Source organism: Collinsella sp. AF11-11, assembly GCF_003465485.1.
In the GTDB taxonomy this organism is placed as follows: Bacteria; Actinomycetota; Coriobacteriia; order Coriobacteriales; family Coriobacteriaceae; genus Collinsella.
Map to the genome: position 1 here is coordinate 266,281 of NZ_QSAS01000001.1, position 21,643 is coordinate 287,923.

Below are 21,643 nucleotides of genomic sequence, written 5' to 3' on the forward strand. Positions count from 1 at the left end.
GAGACGTTGTTTTCGGAAGTATGCGGCAAATTCCGGAGCCCTCGAGCACACCCCGGTTTTTCACCAATAAAACCGCAGGTACAAAGCTTGGGCATATCCAGTGTGCTCGGCCTATTCAAATTTTGCCGCATACTTCCGAAATCCGAGTCCGCTGAAGGCGCCTGCAACGCTATTTACGCAACATATGTGCAATAAAAACGGGTGGTAGCCGTACCGGCTACCACCCGCTTGCCTCATATCTAGCCCATAGCAGACCAGCTACTTCTTAATGCCGCGTCCCAGACGCTTGGCGACCGATGCCACGGCCTCCTCGCTGGCCGGTCCGCAGCTCACACAGCCGTCGTGAGCGCGCATCTGACCGGTAACCTCGTCCATCGCGAGCGGTGCCACCTTCTCGAGCTTAAAGCCCTTGCCGGCGCGCATGTTCTCCTTTGCCACGCTGATCATAAGCTTAATGCGGTTGAGCTGGTTGACCTCGGACGCTCCTGGGTCGTAATCCACCGCGACGATGTTGCTCTCGGGATGCTGGCGACGCAGTTCCTTGATCACCGCCTTGCCCACCACGTGGTTGGGCAGGCACGCGAAGGGCTGCGTGCAGATGATGTTGGGCGCGCCATGGTCGATCAGGTCGAGCATCTCGGCCGTGAGCAGCCACCCCTCGCCCATGTTGTTACACACCGAAAGCACCGTGCGGGCCTTGTCGGCCATGGTACCGATGCGCTCGGGCGCCTCGAAGCGGCGGGACTTCTCGAGCATCTCCTCCACCGGCGTACGCATCCAGTCCACCAGCTTAATGAGCGCTTGCATGCCCGCGCGCGTAGTGGCGGAGCTTCCCAACTCGTCCTTCTGCAGCTCGGCGTTGCTCATGGAGTACAGGAAGAAGTCGAGCAGACCCGGCACCACGGCCTCGCAGCCCTCGCGCTCGATGACATCGACCACGTGGTTGTTGGCCGTAGGGTGAAACTTGACCAGAATCTCGCCGACCACGCCCACCCGCGGCTTGGTACCCTCGCCCACGAGCGGCATGGTATCGAACGCGCGGATGGCCTCGCGGCACAGCTTGGTGTAGTTGTGGCGGTTGAACTTGGGCGCCAGCTTGCGGGCGCGCGCCATGTACTCCTCGTAGAGTGCGTTCGCCGCACCGGGCGTGGCCTCGTACGGGCGGCAGCGGTAGAGCATCTGCATCATCACGTCGCCAAAGAGCACCGCGTAGACTGCCTGCTTAAGCAGCGCCGGCGTAATCTTAAAGCCGGGGTTGTCCTCGCCCAGCGCCACGGCCGAAAGCGAGATCACCGGAATCTCGGGGTGGCCGCTCTCGCGCAGGGCCTTGCGGATGAGCGCGATGTAGTTGGTGGCACGGCAGCCGCCGCCGGTCTGGCTGATAACCACGGCCGTCTTGGACAGGTCGTACCGGCCGCTCTCGATGGCTTCCATGATCTGGCCCGTTACCAGGATCGACGGGTAGCAAATGTCATTGTTCACATAGCGCAGGCCAGCCTCGACGGCGTCGTGATCGGTCGAGGGCAGCAGCTCCAAGTTGTAGCCGGCACCGCGGAACACCTCTTTGACCAGGTCAAAGTGGATTGGTGCCATCTGCGGGCACAGGATGGTGTAGCCCTCCTCGCGCATCTGCTCGGTAAAGGGCACCTTGGGCCATGCGGTCGAGGCGCTCTCACGCTGCGCCTCGAACGTGTACTTGCGGCTCGCGAATGCGGGAGCATCCATGGAGGGTGCCACCGGCGCGGCGTCGCCCTGCTCGTAGGCCTCGCCCGCTGCCGTAGCCTCGGCCAAGCGCTCGGCCTCCTGGTCCTTGAGCGCCGCCATGAGCGAGCGGATGCGGATGCGCGCAGCGCCCAGGTTGGACACCTCGTCGATCTTGAGCACGGTGTAGATCTTGCCGCTGGCCTCAAGGATTTCCTGCACCTGGTCGGTGGTCAGAGCGTCCAGGCCACAGCCGAAGGAATTGAGCTGGATCAGATCCAGGTCGTTGCGCATCGTCACAAAACGGGCGACGGCATACAGGCGGCTGTGGTACATCCACTGGTCGACGACGCGAATCGGACGCTCAGGCTTTACCAGGTGCGCGAGCGAATCCTCGGTAAAGACCGCAAAGCCAAAGCTCGAGATAAGCTCGGGCAGGGCATGGTTGATCTCGGGGTCGTTATGGTAGGGGCGGCCGGCGAGCACAATGCCGTGGCCACCGTGGTCCTCGACCCACTTAAGAGCCTCCTCGCCCATGGTCTGGATGTCCTCATGGAAACGCGCATCGGCCTCAAAGGCAGCGTTGACAGCGGCATCGACCTCGGAGCGCGTGATCTTGGGCCCACGCACGCGACCGCGACCGGCTTGCGCATCGGCCACACGGTCGACGGCGAGCACCTGGTACAGACGGCGCTTGAGCTCGGTCTTGTCGTGATACGGCACAAACGGATACAGGAACTCGATGTTCTGCTCGCGGATCTCGTCGATGTTGAGTGCCAACGCCGTGGGGTAGCTCATGACGATGGGGCAGTTATAGCAGTTGCCAGCCGTCGGATCCTCCTTGCGCTCCCAGCGCACGCACGGCATCCAGATGAAGTCGACATCGCGGTCGATAAGGTTCATCACATGGCCGTGGCTCATCTTTGCCGGATAGCACACGCTCTCGGACGGCATGGACTCGATGCCCGCCTGGTAGGTCTTCTTGCTCGACTGGTCGGACAGCTGCACGCTAAAGCCCAGGCGCGTAAAGAACGCGTGCCAGAAGGGGTAGTTCTCGTACATGTTGAGTGCGCGCGGGATACCCACGGTGCCGCGCGGGGCCTCGTCGGGGCTCAGCACCTCGCGGTTAAACAGCAGCTCGTTTTTCTTTTTGAAGAGGTTGGGGGCTTCGGTCTTTTGCTTTTTGTGGCCGGCACCCTTCTCGCAGCGGTTACCGGTAATGAAGCGCCTGCCGCCGCCAAAGTCGTTGACGGTGAGCTGGCAGTTGTTAGAGCAACGGCCGCAGCGAACATGCTTTTGCGTCACGGTGAGGTGCGCGATGTCCTCGGCCGAAAGGATGGTCGAGGTGCCGTCGGCGCCAGCGCGATCGCGGGCGAGCAGGGCCGCACCGTAGGCGCCCATGCAGCCGGCGATATCGGGGCGCACGGCGTGCACGCCGGTGAGCTGCTCAAACGCACGCAGCGTGGCATCAGACATAAAGGTGCCGCCCTGGACGATCGCCTGGCTGCCGATCTCCTTGGGGTCGCGCAGCTTAATGACCTTGAACAGGGCATTCTTGATGACGGAATAGGACAGGCCGGCCGCGATGTCGCCCACCGTGGCGCCTTCCTTTTGCGCCTGCTTGACGCGCGAGTTCATAAAGACCGTGCAGCGGCTGCCCAGGTCGACCGGGGCCTTGGCATGGATGGCGGCGTCGGCAAACGCGCGCACGTCCATGTTCATAGACACGGCGAAACTCTCGATAAAGCTACCGCAACCCGACGAGCAGGCCTCGTTGAGCATGATGTGCTCGATGACGCCGTCCTTCACGCGCAGGCACTTCATGTCCTGGCCGCCAATGTCCAAGATGAACTCGACGCCGGGCAGGAATGCCTTGGCGCCACGCAGGTGCGCAACGGTCTCGATCTCGCCGGAGTCGGCCTTGAGGGCCTCGATGAGCAGCGCCTCGCCGTAGCCCGTGGTGGTCACGTGGCCGATGGTACAGCCGGCGGGGATGTGGTTGTAGAAATCGGCCATGATGACCTTGGCCGTGCCCAGGATGTCGCCGTTGTTGTTGCCGTACCAGGTGTGCAACAGCTGGCCGTCCTCGCCCACGAGCGCGGCCTTCATGGTGGTGGAGCCGGCGTCGATACCGATGAACACGCGGCCGGTGTAGCCGTCGAGCTTGCCCTTGGGGACGACTTCCTGGTCGTGGCGACCCTTGAACTCGGCAAAGTCCTCGTCGGTGGCAAAGAGCGGATCCAGACGCTCGACCTCGGCACCCTGCGTGTCACCCAGGGCATCGATGGCCTCGATGAGCTGCGGGAACGTGCTGAGCTTGTTGGACTCGTGCGCCATGGCGGCGCCGCTCGCCACAAACAGGTGAGCGTTTTGGGGCACGATACGGTGTTCCTCGTCCAGGTTGAGCGTGAGGTAGAAGCGGTGGCGCAGCTCGGAGAGGTACTGCAGCGGGCCGCCCAGGAAGGCGACGTTGCCGCGGATGGGACGACCGCACGCCAGGCCCGAGATGGTCTGGGTCACGACGGCCTGGAAGATGGAGGCGGCCACGTCCTCGGGACGGGCGCCCTCGTTGAGCAGCGGCTGCACGTCGGTCTTGGCAAATACGCCGCAGCGACTGGCGATGGGATAGATGGTGGTGGCGTTGGCCGCGAGCTCGTTGAGGCCGCTGGCATCGGTGTGCAGCAGGGTGGCCATCTGATCGATGAAGGCGCCCGTGCCGCCGGCGCAGGTGCCGTTCATGCGCTGCTCGATGCCGTTATCGAAGTAGATGATCTTGGCGTCCTCGCCGCCCAGCTCGATGGCGACGTCGGTGGCAGGGATGAGGGTCTCGACGGCGCGTTTGCTGGCGATGACCTCCTGGACAAACTCCAGGTCGAGCCACTGCGAGAGCAGCAGACCGCCCGAGCCGGTGATGGCGCAGGTCATTTGAGCCGTCGGCAACACGGTCGCGGCGCCTTCGAACAGGTCGCGGGCGCAGGCGCGGACATCGGTGTGATGGCGCTGGTACTTGGCGTAGACAATTTGGTTGTCGTCGTTGAGCACGGCGAGCTTGACGGTGGTGGAGCCCACGTCGATGCCCAGGTGCAGGTTGCCGCGGGCGTTCTCGGGGTTGAAGATCGCGCCTTCGGGGGCCTGAGCGGCGGCTACGGGCTCGACAGCGGTGGCTGTGGTTACGCCAGTCGGTACGCCGGCGACGATTGCCTCCCCCGCTGCATTCTTGGCCTCGGCGACTGCCCCGGCAACTTTCTCGGCAGCAGCGGTCGCCGCCTTCTGCGCGGCATCCGCCACGGCGGGCGCGGCCTCACGCGCGGCAGCGACCATACGGTCCTTAATGCCCTCGACGAGTTTGCTCATCTGTCTCTCCTCTTAGTTATGGGACTCAACGGACACGGCGGTGTCGACCGCGTCTTCGAGCTGCAAGTTCAATAGCTTCATGCCGTATTCCGGCACGTTGATATCGATGGGTTGGCCATACAAGTCGCCGGGACGCACAAAGGCGATAACCGTCATAATGCGCGCCATGGCCTCGGGCGATTCGGTGAGCCCGCGCTCATACCAGCGTTGGAGCAGACCGACCTCGGCACTCACGACGAAGGTGACGTAGTAGTCAAAGAACGTACCCAGCGCCAGGCCCAAAATACCCGTCTGCGCACGCGGCACCACGGCCTCACGCGCGGTGTCGATAATCTTTTTAATGAAGGCTTGATCGCCGCCCGGGCCCAGCAGCGATCCGATCAGATCGCGGTTGGCCGCAAGATAGCGCAGCAGCTCAACCGAACCAGGTGCTGGCTCGAGCTCATCGATGCTGCGATACAGATCGGGCAGATGAGCTGCGGTAATGAGCTCAACGTGCTCGCGGATCTCAGCCAGCAGACTTTCCTCGATCTGATTGATAAAGTCGGGAATATCGCGGTAGTGCGAATAGAACGTGCGGCGCGTAAGGCCGGCACGCTCGGTGAGCGACGCGACATTAATGCGCGAAAGATCGCCGCTTTCGGCAAGCTCGCTGGCAAGTGCCTGGCGAAGGGCGCGCTGCGAGCGAAGGGACCTGCGATCGCATTTCTCGAGCTGGGACAAGCGTCCTCCTTGTTACTCAGCCTGTGCGCTATTGCACAGTGCGAGTATTATTGCACACCGTGTGTACCAACACGTAAAGGCAATATTTGGAATGTGACGAGGGGGCAGTCCCTTTGTCACATTATTCGATGATGGTGCGGGCGTTTTGTTTGCGCATGGTGGCGAGCATGTGTTTGGGGACGGCGTGGACCATGCAGCTGCCGATAGTTGCGCTCGCAGCAGCCTTAGCTGCATCGCTAGCGTTTTTGGTCGCATAGCTGTGGCGGAAACGCTTGAGCATGGCGATGTCGTTGCCGCCGTCGCCGTAGACCGCGACCTCGTCCTCGGCAATACCGTAGTAGCCCGCCAGCCAGGCCACACTCTCGCCCTTGTTGCACGCCACGTCCGTGATCTCGAACATCACCGGATCGAACGGCGCGTTGACCACATGGTCCGAGCGTTCGGCAAGATAGGCCTTAAGGTCACGCTCCAGCTCGGGCGAGGTCACGCGACAATTGATCTTGCATACATCGTGGCGCAGGATGCCACCGATCGACTGGTCGAAATACTGCTCCTCGTGATACCCACCGCGCGCACGCATGCCGCGCATCACAATACGCTTGATGGGGCTGTCCTTTTTAAAGCCCGCCTGATGCATCTCGAACGAACCGCTCGAGTACATGCCATCGGGCGTGGAACAATCAAAGCAAATGTCCGGGAACGCCTTGAGCAGTTCCTCAGTGACCTGCGGATCGATGGTCCAAGTCTTGAGCACCTCGCCATGGCTGTCGCGCACGATGGATCCATTGGAGCAGCAGGCGTCAAGCGCCAGGCCCGTAAAGCCATGCTCGCCGATCGGCAACGTCGATCGTCCAGTCGCGGGAACCACGTGCAGGCCAGCCTCAGTCAGCTCGCGAATGGCGCGGCGGATGGTCCCATCCGCCTCGTGCAGGGCGTTCAGCAACGTTCCGTCTAAGTCACTCGCGAACATCTTGATCATGGACATGCCTCTCCTTCGTCTGCCCGATATTGTAGACGAAGGAGAGGCATGTCCAAACAATGCCGTCCCGGCGCGGCGTACCACCGCCTTCACAAATTCACGGTGCCCCAGCGCGTTAAGACAATCGCCGCAATCGATTTTTCAGCCGATAAAACAGAGCCGTCATCAACGTCAGCACCGCCAACATGGCTGCGAATACAATCGCCGGTGTCCATCGATCATATGCAGCCCCGTACGTCAATTGGCCGATAGGCGTTGCGCAGGAAAGGACCATGTAAACGACCGAAAGCACTTTTCCGCAGAGCTCAGTCGGCGCTGCCCGCTGAACAAACGCGATGATTTCAACCGACGCAATGCTTGCCCACACCATGACCCATGCCGAACCAACTGCAAACACGGCGAACGCACATACATCAGTGCCGCACAATAGCGCGACAATGATCGGCGCGACTCCAAAACAGATCATCGCAACATATCGACATATGCCATTGAAAGAAAAGCGATGCGGCCAAATGCCGACCAAGCCACTGCCGGTAAGACCACCCAAGCCCAGAGCAACCTCAACTATCCCAACGCAGGACGATTGCATGCCGAGATGCTTTGTAACAATAATGGGAGCGCCAATCGTTAGCCCAACCAACGCAAGGTTCAAAACGGCCGCAAGCAAAATCACAGCGACCAATGATGCATTTTGCAACAGATACCGAATCGACTCCCGAAAATCGTTTCGGCATGTCGTGCGAGTCGCGCCGTCTCCCATCGTTTCAGATGAGGCATTTTGCTTGAGTACGCCACCAAACAACAGAGCTGAAATCGCAAACGTTACCGACGCGATTGTGCAAAGAGCATCGATGCCAAAGCACCCATAGACTGCCGTCCCGACCACAGGACCCAAGATATTGCTCACCATGGTCACCTGCGAAACCAATGCAGTGGCCCGCTCAACCTTCTTTTCACCCGCCATGCGCACCGTCTCAATTTGGAGCATTGGCTTTAGCAGCGATTGAACACCATATTGAACACAAAGTATCGCTACTACGACGACCGCAAGAGGCAACGAGCGCTTCATGGGGATAGACAGCAGTGATGCAGTCATCAGAGCAATGCCGAGGGCCACGAGGACCTCGCGATGTCTTCCCCTATCCGCCAAGATTCCGCCAGCCGGAGTTGCAAGTACGCCGGGTATGAACGCTATCGCCGCGACGACGCCATATAACGTTGACGATCCACTGCGATCGAACAAGTAAAGTGGATACGCAAAGCACAGCGCCGACAGCATCGAATACGTGCACAGCTGCGCAACCAGAAGTTCCGCGAGCCTGATTGACCGCACTGTTTTTGATTTCAACGAGACGCCGACGTCTCTCAGCCCAGCCATAAGCCCACCCCCTATACATACCACTAGTATGTATTTAATGACTTGAAAAGGGCAGCCGTGGCTACCCTCACAAATCAATTACATACCGTTGGTATCTATATTACCACCCGGCGCAGTCCCATACGTCCCAAATCTGCGCCGTTGTCTGGAGCACTTCCTCGCCCAAATCGAGTCCCACCGCAGAGGCCATCTGCGCCAAACATTGAGCGCGAGCGAGCATTCGCTCCTTGGGCTCGAGCGGACGGAACAGTGGCAGCAGCCAGAGATTCGCTAGCAACGATACGGCCTCCGCCGCTTCGCGCGGGCATTCGCACGCAATGGAGCCGTCGGCGATGCCCTCCTCGATCACTGGCAAGAGACAGCCATCGGCTGACTCGTCAAACGAGCCCTGGTACTGCATCGCCAGTAGACGCGAGCTTTTTACCGGATCTGCTGCAGGACGCATGCGTGCCCATAGCTCAATTTGCGGAACAACGGACTCGGGAGCGTAAAGCCTTTTTAGCTTTTGGGCGCCGGTCATATTACCGACGCCAAGCATCGAGCGGCGGTGCTCGACAATCGGAGTCATCGCCCGATCAAACGCGGCGTTGAAAATCTCTTCTTTGCTCTTGAAGTGATGATAGACAGCGCCCTTGGTCATGCCGTCGAGACGGTCAACGATATCTTGAATACTCGTCCCCTCATAACCCTGTGCGCAGAATAGCTCCAGTGCCGCGTCGAGAATCTTCGCGACCGTCTCCTCGGGATATTTATTGCGACCCATAATCCGCCCATCCGCAACGCAAGCCTTGTGCCTCATTGCAGCATTTTAACGTTGCGGATGGCAGACGGTCGATTCTACACCGCGGCGGGGCCGTGTTCGCCGGTACGGATGCGGATAACATCCTCGACCGGCTCGACCCAAATCTTGCCGTCTCCAACGGCACCGGTGCGGGCGGCGTTGCAGATGATGTCGACAATGCCATCGACATGTTCATCAGCGCAGATAAGGGTGAACTGCACCTTAGGGATCGTGTTGACAAGCAACTCGTTGCCGCGCACGTATTCCTTCCAGCCATGCTGCGCGCCGCAGCCCTGCACCTGGTTGATAGTCATGCCGCGAACATCAGCAGCAAACAGCGCGTCTTTAAGAACCTCGAGCTTCTCAGCACGAACGATTGCCGTGATCTTCTTCATAGTGAATTCCTCTCTTTAAGAGTTGGTCTGACAGAACGTTTGAAACTGTTAGTCCAGACCACTAAACGAAGGATAGGCGCTCTCGCCGTGCTGACTCGCATCCAGACCCAGGGCCTCGTCGGCCTCGTCCACGCGCAGGCTACCGTGGAACAGCGCCTTGACCACCGCGGCGATCACCAAGTCGAGCACCAGCACAATAACGACCGTCACCACAATGCCCAGAACCTGCGAGACAAGCAGCGACACGTCGCCCATGTAGAACAGGCCGCCCTTACCGGTCCACGAGAGCTCCGGCACGCAGAAAAGGCCCGTGAGCACACCGCCCAAGATGCCGCCGATACCGTGGCAACCGAACGCGTCGAGCGCATCGTCGTAGCCGAACTTGGTCTTAAGATGGCTGATGGCCAGATAGCAGACGGGCGATACGATCAGGCCCATGACCAGTGCCGCCCACGGCTCGACAAAGCCCGCACCCGGCGTAACCACCACAAGGCCCGCAACCAAACCGGTGCTGGCACCCACCAGCGTGGGACGACCGGTGTGCACGCGCTCGACGACAAGCCACGAGACCATGCCCGCCGCGCTGGCCGTCACGGTGTTGAGGATGGCGAGTGCCGCCACGGCGTCGGCCTTAAACTCGCTGCCGCCGTTAAAGCCAAACCAACCAAACCAAAGTAGACCGGCGCCCAGCGCCACAAACGGCACGTTATGCGGACGGTAGCTCACCATGCCAAAGCCGCGACGACGGCCGAGCATTAAGCAGAGAATCAGGCCCGTGAGACCGGACGAAATGTGTACCACGTCGCCGCCGGCAAAGTCGAGCGCGCCGATGATGTCGCCGATAAAGGAACCATCGCCGCCCCAAACCATGTGGGCGAGCGGCGCATAGACCACGAGCAGCCAAATGCCCAGGAAGGCCGTCATGGCACCAAACTTAACGCGGCCTGCCAGACTGCCCGTAACGATAGCGGCGGTGATCATGGCAAACGCCATCTGGAAGGCGATGTTGATGATCTGAGGGTAGACGGCACCATCCGCAGCATTGCCCTCGGCCGCCTGCAGCACCTGGTTGAGCACCGGCAGGCACAGCAGCTGGTCAAAGCCGCCAATAAACGGGCTAGAACCGTCACCACCGTAGGCCAGCGACCAGCCGGCAACAATCCACAGCACACCAACTAGGCCAATAGCGCCAAAGCACATAAGCATGGTGTTGATGACATTTTTGCGCCTGGACAGGCCGCCATAGAAAAACGCCAGGCCCGGTGTCATTAAAAACACGAGCATGGTGCAGATGAGCATAAACGTTGTCGATCCCGTATCGTACATTCGCTCCCCCTTGGTCGCATGAACGTTGTCGGCGCCCATAGTGCGGCCGAGGGGCAACTGGTGTAGACCAGATACGGCGTTGTTAAACGCTGCGTTGTCGAATGGAAACGGTGCCGCAATCTTGGAAACGGCACGGCAACGGGCGCGAAACGAACGGGAAACGTGCGAACGAGAAGGGCGCGCTTGGCTCCGTTCTGGCTAGCGGCGGAACAGCTCGCGGGCTCGGTCGCGGAGGTCGGTAGCTCGGATGACGCCCTCGTAGCGATTGATGCGCAGACGCGGGAAGGCGTTAAAGAAGCGCAGGTCACGACGGCTGAGCGACACACTCGGCACCGGACGGCTCATGCGCTTGCCGGCAAGGCGACGACTGAGCGACGGACGCGGCATGCTCGGCGCGACATCGGCAACGCGGCGGGCAGCGAGCGCCAGGCCGCGAGCACCATCCGAGATAAACGTCGGCATCGAAGCCTTCTCGCGCAGGGCATCGAGCGCCGCGTCGCCCAGCTCGGCCAGCCAAGCGTTAACGGCGCGACCGCGGATATGCGTCTGCGCCACCGAGTCGATCGCCGAATCGGGAATACGTTCGAGCATAGAGTCGGAGGCGTCGGCAAGCGACTCATTGATGCGGTCGGCAAGGTCGGCACGCACACGCTCAAGCTGATCGGACAGGCGGCGCCAGCTGGCCAACGAGCACACCGCATCGACCATCATCGCGACCGCGACGATAAAGGCGGACAGCCGCACAATCAGCACCGGCAGATGGCCAAGCAGCCCCAGCAATGCCGGCTCCACTAAACGGCAAATACACAACGCACCCAAGCCAAACGCGCAGGCCCAGTACAGGCAGATGCGTCCGTGCAGGTTAAACGGCAGATGCGAGTAATCCCAAAACCGGGCACCCGTCGTTTTTTCCAACAGCACGCCCACACTATATTCGATCACGCTGCATACGAGCGCGGCAGCGACAAACTGGCTCGAGGCGTCTGGGATTCCACGCAGCAGCAACCAGCACGCGATGCCGCCCGCACCGTAGATGGGACAACACGGCCCTAGCAAAAAGCCGCTGTTGGCAAAGCGTCCGTGGTTGAGCATGGCGCAGACTGTCGACTCCCATACCCAGCCGCAAAAACCGTAGAAGGCAAACGAGAGTACCAGCGCCGAGAGCGGACAGGCGGCAAGCGTCGCGCCGTCAAATGCCATGTCGATCGCGGTTCCCACCGTCTACCCTCTCCTCTTTTCGTTCGATTCGCTGTTCACGTCATCGCCCGCCCTGTCTTTGCGCGGCAGACGGCCGGCAATCGTCTCGCGCAGCGCGCACCATTTATCCGCCAGGCACACAATCCATGCCTCGCGACACGTCGGCGGCACCGGTACCAGCGGAAACATATGGCGCGCGATGATATTCCGCTCGCGCGACGTCAGCTCAAAATCCTCTTCGGCACGCGCCAGGGCAAAAAACGGATGCCGAAAGCCATGCAGTCGATGGCTTGGGTCGGGATCGTGCCAGTCATAGAGAAAGTAATCGTGCAGCAGGGCCCCGCGCAGCAGCGACAAGCGGTCGACGGAGATACCGACGCGGCCCAGGCGCTCGGCAAAGGACAGACTTGCCCGCGCCACCGAGGTCACATGCGTATACACCGTCACATCGCCATGCTGGATAAACTCGCGCGTCAGGTCCAGACGGCCCGCCTGTGCCAGTTGACGGGCAGCATGGTCTACTTCGCACGCGATTTTCTCGGCACGAACGGTATCGGACATGCGGCCTCCTTCCGGCGGCGCTCGGCGGCAAGCCACAGCCTGCACGCAATGAATAAAATCATCGTGGAACTTATCAGTATGGCATCGGACAAAACGTTTTGCCCCACCAGTTGGCGAATTACCGCGCCGCCGTCACATATCAAACGCCAAAATGTGCGAGACTGTCTTGTGCAATTGTGCCGGCCGAGGGAGTGCCGGCGCACGATTCGCATGGAGTAACCCACAACGATGCTGCTTACGCAAACGACAACGCCCGAGGACGTCAAGGCTCTCGATCGCGCCGAGCTTCCGCTGCTCTGCGGCGAGATCCGCCACGCCATCCTCGAAAGCTCCGCCGCCGTCGGCGGGCACGTTGCCCCCAACCTGGGCGTCGTTGAGCTTACGGTTGCGCTTCATCGCGTGTTTAACTCCCCCACCGACAAAATTGTCTTTGACGTGTCGCACCAGACCTATGCCCACAAGGCGCTGACTGGGCGCGCGTACACTTATATCGACCCGGCACGCTACGGCGAGGCCTCTGGCTTTGCCAATCCCGACGAGTCCGAACACGACCTGTTCGCCATGGGCCACACCTCCACATCGGTGAGCCTGGGCTGCGGCTTGGCGCACGCTCGTGACCTGGCGGGCGATGCGTACAGCGTCATCACCATCATTGGCGACGGTTCGCTTTCGGGCGGTCTGGCGTTTGAGGGCTTTAACAATGCCGCCGAGCTCGACAGCAACCTGATCATCATCGTCAACGATAACGACCAGTCCATTGCCGAGAACCATGGCGGCCTGTATCGCAATCTGGCCGAGCTGCGCGCCAGCAACGGCACCTGTGAGCGCAACGTTTTCCGCGCGATGGGGCTCGACTACCGCTATCTGGACGCCGGTAACGATGTGTTGGCCCTGGTCGACGCGCTGCAGGAACTGCGCAATATCGATCATCCCATCGTGCTGCACGTCTCCACCGCCAAGGGCAAGGGCTTTGAGCCGGCCCAGAGCGACCCCGAGCGCTGGCACCACGTGGGTCCGTTTGACATGGCGACTGGGCGCAAGCTCTGCCCGGGTCATCCGAGCGAGCCTGCGCCGCGCACCTATGCCGACATTACGGGCGAGGCGCTCAGCGCTGCCATCGAGCGCGATCCGCAGGTTGTGGGCATCACGGCTGCCACGCCCTACATCATGGGCTTTACACCCGAGCTTCGCGCCGCGGCAGGCAAGCAGTTTGTTGACGTGGGCATTGCCGAGGAGCACGCCGTGACCTTTGCCACCGCGCTTGCGCGCTCGGGCGCCAAGCCAGTCTTTGGTGTGTACGGCACGTTTTTGCAGCGCGCCTACGACGAGCTGTGGCACGACCTGTGCCTCAACGACGCCCCCGCAACCATCCTGGTATTTGGCGCGTCGATCTTTGGCACCACATCCGAGACGCATCTCTCGTTCTTTGATATTTCCATGCTGGGCGGTCTTCCCAACATGCACTACTTGGCGCCGGCCTGCATGGAGGAATATCTGTCCATGCTGAGCTGGTCGCTCGATCACCGCGAGCATCCTGTGGCGATTCGCGTGCCCGGCATTGGCCTGGTAAGCCGCCCCGACTTGGCGCCTGCCGAGGACGCCGATTACGGTGTCGCGCGCTACAACGTGGTGCGCCAAGGCCGCGACGTGGCCGTGCTCGCGCTCGGCGATTTCTTTGAGCTGGGCGAGCGTGTGGCAAACCGCTTGGCAGCCGAATACGGTATCGAGGCCACGCTCGTCAACCCTCGCTTTGCAACCGAGCTTGACCGCGAGTTCCTCGACAGCCTTGCCGCCGAGCATCGCGTTGTCGTCACCCTCGAGGACGGCATCTTGGACGGCGGTTGGGGTGAACGCGTCGCGTGCTACTTGGCCTGCACGCCCGTGCGCACGCGCACCTTCGGCATCGCCAAGGGCTTCCCCGACCGCTACGACCCCAACGAGCTGCTCGCTCAGAACGGCATGACGGTCGAGAACATGGCCGCCGAGGCCGTAAGGCTACTCAACGAGTAAAAAACCTCCGCAAGGGAAGCACCCCTGCGGAGGTTTTTATTTTCGCGGCGCGATTATCTCAATCCGTAACATCTATGGCCCGAATTCCCGTCTAACTGTTACAGATCGAGACAAACCGTCTTAGTCCCTGACCTTTGTCTCAATCTGTAACAGATAGGGACCTTTTGTCCGTCCAGATGTTACAGATTGAGACATTCGAATTCCCCTAAAGAGAAAATCTCGATCTGTAACAGTTACTCGGCAAAAATGGCTGCAGATGTTACAGATCGAGACAAAACAGCAAGGCATGCCGCTGCATCGGCCAGAACCGCCACAAAGGTGCCTGTCCCTTTTTGGTAGGTAGAATAACCTATAAGACAAGTATGTTTCTGAGTTATTTCGTGTTGACCCATTTGAGCGGGATGGGGTATAACTCTACTCAACCGCTAGGGATTTTATTGAGAAAGGTGTTCTACCATGAGCAAGAACCTCTCCCAGCAGGTCGTTCTCGACCGCCGCGGCTTCGTTGCCGCCAGCTTCGCAACCGTCGCCGGCCTTGGTCTTGCCGGCTGCTCTGACACCAGCGCCGAGGCCGACAAGGGTTCCGCCGGTTCCTCCAAGAGCTCCGAGGATACCGAGGTTTCCGCCACGCTCGACGCCAAGGCATTCGACAAGCTCGTCAACGACGGCCCCAAGGCCGATGACGACGCCATCGCCGCCAGCACCTGGGCTACAGCCGTCAAGGATGCCGGCGTCTTTACGATCGGTGGCGTCCAGACCTCCACGCTCTTCTCCCTCCTCAACGAGAAGGACGGTCAGACCCGCGGCTTCGACGCCGGTATCGCACAGCTCCTGTCCAACTACATTCTGGGCGAGAACAAGGTCGAGATCACCCAGGTGACCTCTGACACGCGTGAGTCCGTCCTGCAGAACGGCCAGGTCGACGCCGTCTTTGCCACCTACACCATCACTGACGATCGCAAGAAGCTCGTCTCCTTTGCCGGTCCCTATTACTACACGCAGCAGGCCATCCTGGTGCTCGCCGACAACGACGACATCAAGAGCGTCGACGACCTGGCCGACAAGAACGTCGCCGTCCAGTCCGGGTCCAACGGCCCTGCCATCCTGGAGGAGCTCGCTCCCAAGGCCAGCCAGCAGGAGTTCAAGACCGACGAGGAGGCCCGCCAGGCACTCCAGCAGGGTCGCGTTGACGCCTACGTCATCGACAACAACATGCAGCAGAGCGCCCTAGTCCGCGAGCCCGGTAAGTATAAGATCGCCGGCAAGCCCTTCGGCAGCAAGGAGCCCTATGGCATCGGCCTGCCGCTCGATTCCGACGGCGTCGCCTTTGTCAACGACTTCCTTAAGAAGATCGAGGACGACGGCACCTGGACCGAGCTGTGGCAGATCTGCATCGGCGACCGCACGGGTGACACCAATGTTCCCGAGCTGCCCGAGATCGGCGCCTAGGCAACGCGCCTAGTAACGGCCGCAACGAAACCATACGGAAACGCACGGTGCGCTTTATTGCGCTAAACTGTTTCCTTACTGAGTTGTCGGGGCTTCCGTACACACGGGAGCCCCTTTCCTTATCGGCGGGAGGTCCGCATGAGTCTCTCCGAGCTCTGGTCGCTCTATGGCCAGAACTATATCGACGCGCTGCTCGCAACCTGGGGCATGACGCTTGAGTCGTTTGCCGTCGCCATGGTGCTGGCCGTCGCCGTCACCGTGATGCGCGTGTCGCCGCTCAAGCCGCTGCGCGTCTTTGGCGACCTGTATGTCCAGGTCTTCCGTAACATCCCCGGCATTGCGTTGCTCATCATCGTCGTCTACGCATTGCCGCCGCTCAAGGTCGTCCTGCCCTACCGCACCTGCGTTATCGTCGCCACGGTGTTGCTGGGCTCGGCCTTTGGCTCCGAGAACTTTATGAGCGGCATCAACACCGTCGGCGTCGGCCAGGTGGAAGCCGCCCGCTCGCTGGGCATGAGCTTCAACCGCATCCTCGCCAAGATTGTGATTCCGCAGGCACTGCGCTCGAGTGTGCTGCCCATGACCAACCTCTTTATCGCCGTCATGCTCACCACCGCGCTCGGCAGTCAGGTGCCGCTTAAACCGCAGGAGCTCACCGGCGTGGTGAGCTATATCAACACGCGCTCGCTCGGCGGCGTCGCCGCGTTCTTTATCTCGGCGCTCGGCTACCTGGGCACGGCCTTTGTGGTGAGCCACATTGGCAACTATATCGATAAGAAGGTGAGGATCCTCCGATGAGCAAGCACTCCTCTCCCGCGCTCACCATGCGCGATGCGCTCTACGAGGCTCCCGGCCCCAAGATGCGCGCCAAGATTCGCATCGGCACCGCCATCTCGCTGGTTGCCGTCGTCGCACTCGTTGCCCTTGTGTTGCAGCGCTTTTATGTGACCGGCCAGCTTTCGGTTCACTATTGGTATTTCTTTACGCACCTCACCACCTGGAAGTTCCTGCTTGCCGGCTTTGAGGGCACCGTTAAGGTCGCACTCACCGCCGGCGCCATCGCGCTGGTGCTCGGCCTTGCCCTTATGCTCGGTCGCACCAGCGACATTAAACCGCTGCAGCTGGTCTGCCGCGTGCTCACCGATTTCTTCCGCGGCGTGCCGAGCCTGCTGTTCATCTACTTCTTCTTTTTGGTGCTGCCCCAGTACAAGATCGCGCTGCCGTCGTTTTGGATGCTCACGCTGCCCGTCGCGCTCGCTGCAGCCGGCGTACTCGCCGAGATCTTCCGCGCCGGCGTCAATGCCGTGCCGCGCGGCCAGGTCGAGGCCGCCCAGGCGCTCGGTCTCTCCAAGGCTAAAATCACCTTTAAAATCGTGCTGCCCCAAGCTATTCGCTTTATCATTCCGTCGTTGATTTCGCAGCTTGTGGTCGTCGTCAAAGACACCACCGTCGCCTACGTGGTGAGCTACCCCGACCTCATGCAAAACGCCCGCGTGCTCATTACCAACTACGACGCGCTCGTGTCGGTCTACCTGGTGATCGCGGTCATCTATATCCTCATCAACGTCGCGATCAACAAGGCCGCTGTCTACGTCTCGCACAAGACCGGCGCGACCATCATCCGCTAACGCTTTACCATTTCGAGTCATAAGGAGCCGAGCACCATGGCACAGAGCACCTCATTCACCGGCAATCAGCCGCTGATCGAGCTCAGGCACGTCGATAAGCACTACGGCGATCTGCACGTCCTCAACGACATCAATCTCTCGGTCGACCGCGGCGAGGTCGTCGTCGTGATCGGCCCCTCGGGCTCGGGCAAGTCGACCATGTGCCGCACCATCAATCGCCTGGAAACCATCGACTCGGGCGAGATCCTCATCGAGGGCGAGCCCTTGCCGCAGGAAGGCAGAGACCTTGCCCGCATGCGCGCCGAGTTGGGCATGGTGTTTCAGCAGTTCAACCTGTTCGCACATATGACGGTGCTGCAGAACGTCATGCTGGGACCGGTCGATGTGCTGGGCGTCTCCAAGGAGGAGGCTCGTGAGCGCGCCATGGATCTGTTGAGCCGCGTGGGCGTTGCCGAACAGGCCGATAAGGTGCCCGCACAGCTTTCGGGCGGCCAGCAGCAGCGCGTGGCCATCGCCCGTTCTCTTGCCATGCAGCCCAAGGCCATGCTCTTCGATGAGCCCACGAGTGCCCTTGACCCCGAGATGATCAACGAGGTGCTCGAGGTCATGGTCCGCCTGGCCCAGCAGGGCATGACGATGATCGTCATTACGCACGAGATGAACTTCGCCCGCCGCGTTGCCGACCGCGTCGTGTTTATGGCCGACGGCCAGATCGTGGAAACCGGCACACCCGACGAGTTCTTCGACCATCCCCAGACCAAGCGCGCCCAAGACTTCCTCAACTCCATCAAGGGCCACTAGCCCAATTGCCACGCGGGGCAAATTCATCAACAGCGTTTGCCCCGCGCCGCCCCTGCGCCATGTCCACCCGGATTCGAAAGCCACGCCCATGATTGGAACCCGCACTTCATCGTCCTTTACCCCGCATGTCGACGTCGCCCCCGCCGACCGCCCGCTCATCCTCGTCGCGCCGCGCTGGGAAGAAGCAAAGCCGTTTTTAAGCGAGACGCTCTCCCCCAACGAGGAAATCGCCAGTGTCTTTGTCGATGCTATCCTTGCCGCCGGCGGCCTGCCGTTGCAGATGTCCATCACCGAGGACATTGAGGTTATCCGTCATTACGTCGATATCGCCGACGGCATCGCCATTCCCGGCGGCCCCGATGTCAATCCCAAACGCTGGGGCGACGAGCGTCCTTACGATCCCACGCTGTGCTGCGAGATTCGCGACCGTTTTGAGTTTAAGCTGGTTAACGAGGTGCTTCGCGCCAAGAAGCCGCTCTTTACCACCTGCCGCGGCACGCAGCTGCTCAATGTCGCCACCGGCGGCACCCTGTGCATGGACGTGCCGAGCCTGGGCGCGCGCGAGGGCCGCACGCAGTGGCGCCATACCCACGTGCTCAACGACCCCGTGCACCCGGTCGAAGTCGTGCCGGGCTCGCTGCTGGAGCGCGCGGTTGGCGGGCACAGGCTGATCCAGACCAACTCCGCACATCATTGCTGCGTCGACCGCCTGGGCAAGAGCACGCGCCTGGTTGCCAAGGCAACCGATGGCGTACCCGAGTGCATCGAGGTCGAGGGCCAGCCGTTCTGCCTGGGCGTGCAATGGCACCCCGAGTACACCTGGCAAACGCTCGAGACCGACTTTAACCTGTGGAAGTCGTTTGTCGAGGCAGCGGCAAAGGTTAAGCGAGCCCGCTAGCTCGCGAACCACACAACAGATAAGGGCGCCCCGCCGGCCGCATGGTACGGCGGGGCGCCCTTTTGTGACTACATCAGCAGACTTGGGACAACCCAAGGCTCGCAAGCTCTTATTCAGCCACCTCGCGCAGGGCCGACATCGTAGCCGCATATTGCTGCTGCAGCGCATGCATTCCCTCGCGAGCGCCGTCAACGGCATCGGCGCCGCGCAGCGCTTCCGTCACCACGACCGCCGGCTCGTACAGATTGTTGAATCCCAGGTTCTGGCTCACGCCCTTGAGCGTGTGCGCTGCCATAAACGCACTCTTGGCGTCTCCTGCCGCCATGGCAGCCTCCAGCTTGTCCATGCTCTCGTCATCCAAAAACTTGAGGGCAAAGCGGGCAAGCATTTCCTCGCCCATCAGCCGAGCGCACGCATCGTCATAATTAGCGCCGATCTTCTCATACGCCTCACGCATGGAAATCATGGATTAAAAACTCCTTTGGTCAAACTAAATCGTGGGAAACGCGACAACGTCGGCGGGGCGTGCCAACGTCTCGGCAATTTGGTCTTGCACCTCGAGCAGGCAGTCGAGCAACAGCGGGTTAAAGGTGCCGCACTTACCGTCCAGGATCATCTGGATCGCCTCCTTGTGCGGGATAGCATCCTTGTACACACGCACGCTCGTCAGTGCATCGTACACGTCAGCCACCGAAACCACCTGCGCGGCAATGGGAATTTCGTCGCCCTTAAGGCCATCGGGATAACCCTTGCCGTCCCAGCGCTCGTGATGCCAACGCGCAATCTGGTACGCATATTCCATAAGCGCATTGCCGGCGTGATGGCTACCCAGCTCAAGCAGCATGTCGGCGCCGATCGTGGTATGCGTCTTCATAATCTCGAACTCCTCGGACGTAAGGCGTCCGGGCTTGTTGAGAATCGCATCGTCAATCGACATCTTGCCGATATCGTGCAGCGCCGAAGCCAGAGCGATCGTGGAGCGTTCCTCATTGTCGAGGGAGACCGTGCCGCTACGCTGGACCAGATAGCCAAGCAGCAGCTCGGTCAGCTTTTCGATGTTCGTAACGTGCCTACCGCTCTCGCCGTTGCGAAGCTCCATGACGCCGGCCATGATGTCGATGAGCATGCGACTGTTCTTGACGCGCTCGTTGTACTGTTGGGACAGCAGGTTCGTCAGGCGGCGCTGTTTGGCGTACAGGCGGATGGTGTTGCTTACGCGGCGGCGCACGACACGGGAGTCAAACGGGCGGTTGATATAGTCCGAGGCGCCCAGCTCGTACGCGCGCAGAACCATATCATCGGAATCTTCGCTCGAAATCATGATGACAGGCAGATTGTCGATACCCGTTCGGCGCGACAGATCGGCCAGCACCTCAAAGCCGCTTATGCCCGGCATGACAATGTCCAGCATCACGAGCGACAACTCATCGCCATAGCGGTCGACCATGTCGAGCGCTATACGACCGTTATCGGCCTCGAGGATGCAATACTCGTCCTTGAGCATCTCGCTGAGAATGGCTCGGTTCATCTCGGAGTCATCGATAATAAGCACCAAGGGCTTTTCGCTTTGGAAGGCCTCGATGGAATCGGCATCGGTCACGACCGTACCGGCTTTTGCCTTAGCGCGGCTCAATAACTGGGCAGCGCGGCCAACGCCCTCATCGACCGTCTCGCCATGAATGCGAACGCCACCAACACATGCCGTCAAGCTCACGTACTCATGGCCCGGAATAATCGTGGAATGAACGGCATCGGACACCTGATGCAGGCGACGGGTGAAGTCATCGGAGGGAATATTGGGCATGACAACCACAAACTTGTCGCAGCCATAGCGCACAAGCTCGTCAGTCGAACGAATTCCGCTGCGTATGGCTGTCGCCACAGCACCGAGCGCAAGGTCGCCGGCATGACGGCCACACGTATCGTTGAAGGCCCTAAAATCATCAACGTCGATCATCGCAACGCCGGCATTCATGCGGGCGCTGCGAAGCTTTTCCTCGTAATATCGGCGATTGCGCACGCTCGTCAGCACGTCGGTGTAGACAAGGTCCTCTTCCGCGGCCTCTTGCTCATCAATCGGACGCACCATCAGCAAGACGTGAGGCTCGCCCTCGACCTTCAGAGGGCGTAGACGGGCGCGGTACTCAGTGCCATCATTGAGCAGTTGCTCCGACACCTCATCGGAGTCTGCCAAAGCCTCAAGACTCGACTGACGCAGACAAGGGCAGCGATCGCCGGCGAGCAAGCAGTTAGGCTCGCTCTTAATCTGATCGGCCGACAGCAAACGCACCACGGGGTAGGTCTTCGCGACACGGGCGACCTCAGCGGCAGCCTCCTCGTCGGTTAGATTGACCTCGTGATTATTGAGCATATGGGCCCTTTCGATAGTTTCGCATGGTAGCGGTGGGTTCCAAATGCTACAAGGGTAACACCTTGTCGATGCAGGTAAGTACGTGAATGCT

Annotated in this window: 17 protein-coding genes; 6 read left to right on the forward strand and 11 right to left on the reverse strand. The window is 60.7% G+C overall.

The features are described from left to right. Positions 1-258: 258 nt before the first annotated feature. The 9 genes from DWV58_RS01240 to DWV58_RS01280 form a co-directional block, all read right to left on the reverse strand. Entirely contained in the window at positions 259-5,055 is a 4,797-nt protein-coding gene (locus tag DWV58_RS01240; RefSeq protein ID WP_117775906.1) for a 2-hydroxyacyl-CoA dehydratase, read from the reverse strand. 12 nt (positions 5,056-5,067) lie between these two features. Beyond that, positions 5,068-5,778 carry a TetR/AcrR family transcriptional regulator gene (locus DWV58_RS01245; protein ID WP_117775907.1) on the reverse strand — a complete coding sequence of 237 codons (711 nt, stop codon included), beginning with the start codon at positions 5,776-5,778 and terminating at the stop codon, positions 5,068-5,070. A gap of 121 nt (positions 5,779-5,899) precedes the next feature. After that, the gene (locus DWV58_RS01250; RefSeq protein ID WP_117775946.1) at positions 5,900-6,757 is read right to left on the reverse strand and encodes an HAD-IIB family hydrolase; all 858 of its coding nucleotides are present in this window, start codon (positions 6,755-6,757) and stop codon (positions 5,900-5,902) included. A gap of 115 nt (positions 6,758-6,872) precedes the next feature. After that, positions 6,873-8,135: an MFS transporter gene (locus tag DWV58_RS01255; protein ID WP_117637646.1), complete on the reverse strand. Its 1,263-nt coding sequence runs from the start codon at positions 8,133-8,135 to the stop codon at positions 6,873-6,875. Between the two features lie 100 nt (positions 8,136-8,235). Beyond that, entirely contained in the window at positions 8,236-8,898 is a 663-nt protein-coding gene (locus tag DWV58_RS01260) for a TetR/AcrR family transcriptional regulator (protein WP_158564498.1), read from the reverse strand. A 74-nt stretch (positions 8,899-8,972) separates the two neighbouring features. Continuing rightward, entirely contained in the window at positions 8,973-9,311 is a 339-nt protein-coding gene (locus tag DWV58_RS01265) for a P-II family nitrogen regulator (RefSeq protein WP_117775909.1), read from the reverse strand. A 48-nt stretch (positions 9,312-9,359) separates the two neighbouring features. Continuing rightward, entirely contained in the window at positions 9,360-10,637 is a 1,278-nt protein-coding gene (locus DWV58_RS01270; protein WP_117775910.1) for an ammonium transporter, read from the reverse strand. 198 nt (positions 10,638-10,835) lie between these two features. After that, positions 10,836-11,855 (reverse strand): putative ABC transporter permease, encoded by a 1,020-nt coding sequence (locus tag DWV58_RS01275; RefSeq protein ID WP_233505172.1) that lies wholly within the window; start codon positions 11,853-11,855, stop codon positions 10,836-10,838. Positions 11,856-11,858: 3 nt separating this feature from the next. After that, a complete protein-coding gene (locus DWV58_RS01280) occupies positions 11,859-12,395 on the reverse strand; it encodes an HD domain-containing protein (RefSeq protein WP_117775911.1) in 537 nt (178 codons plus the stop codon). Between the two features lie 228 nt (positions 12,396-12,623). Here DWV58_RS01280 and DWV58_RS01285 point away from each other — a divergent pair, with 228 nt between their 5' ends. The 6 genes from DWV58_RS01285 to DWV58_RS01310 all read left to right on the forward strand — a co-directional run bounded on the left by DWV58_RS01285 (position 12,624) and on the right by DWV58_RS01310 (position 19,181). Further along, a complete protein-coding gene (locus tag DWV58_RS01285) occupies positions 12,624-14,405 on the forward strand; it encodes a 1-deoxy-D-xylulose-5-phosphate synthase (protein ID WP_117775912.1) in 1,782 nt (593 codons plus the stop codon). A gap of 456 nt (positions 14,406-14,861) precedes the next feature. Then, positions 14,862-15,854 (forward strand): glutamate ABC transporter substrate-binding protein, encoded by a 993-nt coding sequence (locus DWV58_RS01290; RefSeq protein WP_117775913.1) that lies wholly within the window; start codon positions 14,862-14,864, stop codon positions 15,852-15,854. Positions 15,855-15,992: 138 nt separating this feature from the next. After that, positions 15,993-16,652 (forward strand): amino acid ABC transporter permease, encoded by a 660-nt coding sequence (locus DWV58_RS01295; protein WP_117775914.1) that lies wholly within the window; start codon positions 15,993-15,995, stop codon positions 16,650-16,652. Further along, entirely contained in the window at positions 16,649-17,482 is an 834-nt protein-coding gene (locus tag DWV58_RS01300; RefSeq protein ID WP_117775915.1) for an amino acid ABC transporter permease, read from the forward strand. Before DWV58_RS01295 ends, DWV58_RS01300 begins: the two co-directional genes overlap by 4 nt. Before the next feature lie 36 nt (positions 17,483-17,518). Continuing rightward, positions 17,519-18,283, forward strand: coding sequence for an amino acid ABC transporter ATP-binding protein (locus DWV58_RS01305; RefSeq protein WP_117775916.1), 765 nt, complete (start codon positions 17,519-17,521; stop codon positions 18,281-18,283). A gap of 88 nt (positions 18,284-18,371) precedes the next feature. Continuing rightward, complete coding sequence (locus DWV58_RS01310; protein ID WP_117775917.1) at positions 18,372-19,181, forward strand: gamma-glutamyl-gamma-aminobutyrate hydrolase family protein; 810 nt, start codon at positions 18,372-18,374, stop codon at positions 19,179-19,181. Positions 19,182-19,290: 109 nt separating this feature from the next. Here DWV58_RS01310 and DWV58_RS01315 read toward each other — a convergent pair whose 3' ends face one another. Beyond that, positions 19,291-19,647, reverse strand: coding sequence for an Hpt domain-containing protein (locus DWV58_RS01315; protein ID WP_117775918.1), 357 nt, complete (start codon positions 19,645-19,647; stop codon positions 19,291-19,293). Between the two features lie 24 nt (positions 19,648-19,671). Further along, positions 19,672-21,552 carry an HD domain-containing phosphohydrolase gene (locus DWV58_RS01320; RefSeq protein WP_117775919.1) on the reverse strand — a complete coding sequence of 627 codons (1,881 nt, stop codon included), beginning with the start codon at positions 21,550-21,552 and terminating at the stop codon, positions 19,672-19,674. Between the last annotated feature and the right edge of the window lie 91 nt (positions 21,553-21,643).

Coding starts and splice junctions, on each gene's coding strand:
- DWV58_RS01295 (WP_117775914.1), top strand. CDS start 15,993: ATGAGTCTCTCCGAGCTCTGGTCGCTCTATGGCCAGAACTATATCGAC.
- DWV58_RS01320 (WP_117775919.1), bottom strand. CDS start 21,552: ATGCTCAATAATCACGAGGTCAATCTAACCGACGAGGAGGCTGCCGCT.
- DWV58_RS01265 (WP_117775909.1), bottom strand. CDS start 9,311: ATGAAGAAGATCACGGCAATCGTTCGTGCTGAGAAGCTCGAGGTTCTT.
- DWV58_RS01285 (WP_117775912.1), top strand. CDS start 12,624: ATGCTGCTTACGCAAACGACAACGCCCGAGGACGTCAAGGCTCTCGAT.
- DWV58_RS01280 (WP_117775911.1), bottom strand. CDS start 12,395: ATGTCCGATACCGTTCGTGCCGAGAAAATCGCGTGCGAAGTAGACCAT.
- DWV58_RS01315 (WP_117775918.1), bottom strand. CDS start 19,647: ATGATTTCCATGCGTGAGGCGTATGAGAAGATCGGCGCTAATTATGAC.
- DWV58_RS01240 (WP_117775906.1), bottom strand. CDS start 5,055: ATGAGCAAACTCGTCGAGGGCATTAAGGACCGTATGGTCGCTGCCGCG.
- DWV58_RS01305 (WP_117775916.1), top strand. CDS start 17,519: ATGGCACAGAGCACCTCATTCACCGGCAATCAGCCGCTGATCGAGCTC.
- DWV58_RS01255 (WP_117637646.1), bottom strand. CDS start 8,135: ATGGCTGGGCTGAGAGACGTCGGCGTCTCGTTGAAATCAAAAACAGTG.
- DWV58_RS01260 (WP_158564498.1), bottom strand. CDS start 8,898: ATGGGTCGCAATAAATATCCCGAGGAGACGGTCGCGAAGATTCTCGAC.
- DWV58_RS01290 (WP_117775913.1), top strand. CDS start 14,862: ATGAGCAAGAACCTCTCCCAGCAGGTCGTTCTCGACCGCCGCGGCTTC.
- DWV58_RS01300 (WP_117775915.1), top strand. CDS start 16,649: ATGAGCAAGCACTCCTCTCCCGCGCTCACCATGCGCGATGCGCTCTAC.
- DWV58_RS01250 (WP_117775946.1), bottom strand. CDS start 6,757: ATGATCAAGATGTTCGCGAGTGACTTAGACGGAACGTTGCTGAACGCC.
- DWV58_RS01310 (WP_117775917.1), top strand. CDS start 18,372: ATGATTGGAACCCGCACTTCATCGTCCTTTACCCCGCATGTCGACGTC.
- DWV58_RS01270 (WP_117775910.1), bottom strand. CDS start 10,637: ATGTACGATACGGGATCGACAACGTTTATGCTCATCTGCACCATGCTC.